The sequence below is a fragment of the Microcystis sp. M165S2 genome, assembly GCF_020245885.1.
In the GTDB taxonomy this organism is placed as follows: domain Bacteria; phylum Cyanobacteriota; class Cyanobacteriia; order Cyanobacteriales; family Microcystaceae; genus Microcystis.
The window spans coordinates 1-3,345 of record NZ_JADBTZ010000296.1 but is presented as its reverse complement, the minus strand read 5'-3'; the positions used below and the strand labels follow the sequence as shown (position 1 = coordinate 3,345).

Sequence of the window (3,345 nt, the reverse complement as noted above, 5' to 3'; positions counted from 1 at the left end):
AAGTTAGTACAGCAAAAGTAATGGCTTATATTAATGACCCACATCATGACAGACATTAGGACGGCGGATAAATCCGCTCGCGTCGCTTTTCCGCCCCGTGTTGAAACGACGGGGCTACCAAGCTCCCGTCTTTTTTCGTGTACGGTGGTTTATCAGGGTAGCTGTCCGGTGGTGGTGGGACAAACTCTAGGAGATAATCGCATCCGTCAGGATATAGCCGTCGCTTTGGGGATAAAAACGGCTTTAGCTGTGCCAATTAGGGTTAATAATCGGTTATTTGGTGCAGTAATGGTCTTAAACCGTCTCGATGCTGGGGAATTGACCGATCGAGATAGTTTGTTAGTGGAGGAATATCTGAACTCGCTACTCAGAGATGAGGGATAGAAGCGGTTGGGTAATCCAGTTAAATGCTACGGCGATTTGATGGTTGAGGGTGGGCAGACGGTAGAGATAGACTAAGCGACGGGTAAGATGGGCAAGGGGGCCGGCTAATTGTAGTCCTAAACCGCTAATGGTAGCTTCATCGATGCCGAGGGTCAACATTTCGCCTAAAGGTTGATAACGGAAGGGTAAAGCCGGTTTATCGTGGAAACTCGCCCAAATATTCCAAGCGCAGTAGTCGGACTGTTGAAGGGCCACTTGGGCCGTGGCAGCATAGGGTTTATCGTCTTGATCGCGACTATCGGCCGCATCGCCGATCGCGTAGATACTGGGGTTTTCGACAGTTTGTAAATATTGATTAACTTTTAGTAATTTGCGCTCATTATGTGCTATGGGCAAATTAGCGATCAGTGGGGAGGCGATCGGACTAACGGTCCAGAGAATTAGATCAACGGGGATATTGTCGATCTGTCCTTTGTAGTCAAGGGAGAGGCGATCAGCTTGGATATCGGCGACGGTGGTTTCTAGGTCTAACCAAACCAGACGTTTTTCCAGGGCTTTTTTGGCAGTGTCGCGGTTAAATTGGGGTGAAAGGGCAATTATATCGCTATTTCTTTCGATCAGACGAATTCTTCCCCTTTCTCCGAGGCGATCGGCCAGCTTACAGGCTAATTCTACGCCGCTATAACCGCCCCCGATAATGGCGACCCGAATTTTATCGCGATCGGATTGTTCTAGGGTTTTGAGTCGATCCCGAAGACGATAGGCATCCTCGAGACTACGAAAGGGGATAGCGTGGGTTTTGGCCCCGGGTAGGAAGTCAAGGGAGGATTGACCACCGAGGGCGATCACGAGGCGGTCATAGCATATATCGTTTTGATTGTCAAGGGTTATTTTATGATTATTAACATCGATCGCCGTGACGGTTCCCTGTTGGAAGTCAACGGGGGTATTGGCGAGCAATTCGCTGAAAGGGGGAGCAATTTCCCAGGATTCTAGTTCTGAGGTGACTAATTCGTAGAGAAGGGGAGAAAATAAAAAGCGATCGTTTTTATCAATTAAGGTAATTTGGGGGGGGTGTTGATCGGGCCAAGGCAATTGACTCAAACGTAAAGCAGTATAGAGTCCACCAAAACCACCACCGAGAATACAAATTTTTGGGTTTGAGTCAGTCATATCGATCGCTGAGGGTTTTGTTTCCTATTTTGACACTCCTTGCCGTAAAATGGACGGGGAACCTTAAACCCAAATTTTCGGTAAAGCAAGGAAAGAAAAATAGTTTTTATTTATCTAACCAGCCAAATGGTCAGCAAAGCCACAATTGTAGCCAGAAAAAGGATATGATTCATCCAATCGTCGAAAGACCAATTTTTAAACATAATTAGTTCCTTAAAATCTTACTGCTCAACAGCTTACCTTAATTCCTGATAGAAGTGCTATCGGGTGCGGCTGGTTGACTGGGGCAATATGTTGAGAGCGGTTACTAATTTGACCGCCGGATAAAATTAAGATTAGAGCTTATTAGAGAGGAAAAACCTAACCAGAAGAATTTTTAGGTGAATCCTAATTGAGATGGGAGTCTTTGGGAATAACATCCAAACCGAGGAGAACCTTTTGAGTATTGGACATATCGCCGATAATTCTTTGTAGGGGTGGGGGAAGTTGTTTGACTAAAGTAGGAGTTACGAGAATTTTATCCTGTTCCGCTAATTGGGGCTGTTCGAGAACATCAATTATTTCTACCGTATAAAGATCGGATAACTCCTCGCGACAGATCCGAAAAATATTGGCGATCGCCCTCTGGGATTTACTGGAATCGCCCATAATGTAGAGTTTGAGAAGATATTGACTCATGATTGTGTGTTATTGAACAGTTTAATGTTGCTGAGACCGATATAGTATTTACGATAGAAAGAGACGAGATAACCCATCAATTCTAAGACCATGAGACGACCTTCGCTAACGTAGGCCTGCGCTTTAGCCAGGGTGACATCCTGATTTTTTTGGCGTAGGGTGGTGGTATGAATATCCACCACATCGCGAGGACTAGCTTTTAAGAATCCTAACTTATCGGCCAAGCTTCGCAGTCGTTCCGATAGATTATGTTCCACTTTGTATGCTTGTTCTTCTAAAGCTAAGTCTAATAAGTCTCCGTAATTTTGGACTAATTCTTGAAAAATATCGGGAATACTCTGCTTTATTGCCTCAGAACCGAACATTTTCGCCGTGATGCTAGTTTGTACTCCCTTGATTAACTGTTCCAGTTCGCGAAATTCCTCTTCCTGTTGTTGATGTTTAAGATTGAGGATATATTGCTGACGCTCGATCGCCACACGAATTTGATAGACTAAAAGACTACTATCGATATTATTTAACTGAATATAACCGTCAGCACCCAGTTGAAAGGCTTTAACGACTAATTTCTCATCATTGCTAGTAGTTTGAACTACTATCGGTATATCAGAGGCTAATTCTCTGGTTTTGACTAGAATATTTAAGCCGGGGGGGACAGAGATTTCCAAGCTTAAGAGGATGAGATCAAATTTCTCCCCTGCTAGTTTTTCGGCAGTTTCCTGTAGATCCTGAGCTTGGGTGAGGGTAAAAGTCAACCCCCCGGCCAGGGAACATTGGGGGGCCTTTAACAGCAATCTCTGGATTAATTTAACAGTCGTCGGTTCATCCTCTATCAATAAAATCCTACAGATATCCCTAGTCATTGTTAATCGATCGCTAAAATTATCTTTTTCCCCTACTTTCATAGTACGCCCATCTTTGGGAAACGCAAGGACAAAATCACAATCTAGCACCCGCTATCTCGAAGTCTTATCGAAAATTTGGGTTAAAACCCCGTCGTTTTACGACGGCTTTAAGCTACAATGGAAAAAGCGATAACCAAGCTAAAAACTGAACCTTGACAACAGATAGTAGGGGGTTTCGTTCAGAAAAGACTTCAAATTCGGCCTT

3 protein-coding genes and 1 pseudogene are annotated in these 3,345 nt (G+C 44.2%); 1 reads left to right on the top strand and 3 read right to left on the bottom strand.

What is annotated here, in order from left to right; all coding sequences use genetic code 11:
- Positions 1–138: 138 nt before the first annotated feature.
- A pseudogene (locus IM479_RS14960) lies at positions 139–384 on the top strand (GAF domain-containing protein); the annotation flags it as partial.
- On the opposite strand, the gene IM479_RS14955 reads toward IM479_RS14960, so the two are convergent.
- From IM479_RS14955 to IM479_RS14945, 3 genes are all read right to left on the bottom strand, one after another.
- Complete coding sequence (locus IM479_RS14955) at positions 364–1,557, bottom strand: NAD(P)/FAD-dependent oxidoreductase (RefSeq protein WP_287677122.1); 1,194 nt, start codon at positions 1,555–1,557, stop codon at positions 364–366. The pseudogene IM479_RS14960 and the gene IM479_RS14955 overlap by 21 nt on opposite strands.
- A gap of 387 nt (positions 1,558–1,944) precedes the next feature.
- Positions 1,945–2,235 carry a circadian clock KaiB family protein gene (locus IM479_RS14950; RefSeq protein WP_002752661.1) on the bottom strand — a complete coding sequence of 97 codons (291 nt, stop codon included), beginning with the start codon at positions 2,233–2,235 and terminating at the stop codon, positions 1,945–1,947.
- Positions 2,232–3,098, bottom strand: a complete 867-nt coding sequence (locus IM479_RS14945; RefSeq protein ID WP_286826632.1) for a response regulator — start codon at positions 3,096–3,098, stop codon at positions 2,232–2,234. Before IM479_RS14945 ends, IM479_RS14950 begins: the two co-directional genes overlap by 4 nt.
- Positions 3,099–3,345: the final 247 nt, after the last annotated feature.

Excerpts from the sequence above, each read along its gene's own strand:
- IM479_RS14955 (WP_287677122.1), bottom strand. The coding sequence starts at position 1,557 with ATGACTGACTCAAACCCAAAAATTTGTATTCTCGGTGGTGGTTTTGGT.
- IM479_RS14950 (WP_002752661.1), bottom strand. The coding sequence starts at position 2,235 with ATGAGTCAATATCTTCTCAAACTCTACATTATGGGCGATTCCAGTAAA.
- IM479_RS14945 (WP_286826632.1), bottom strand. The coding sequence starts at position 3,098 with ATGACTAGGGATATCTGTAGGATTTTATTGATAGAGGATGAACCGACG.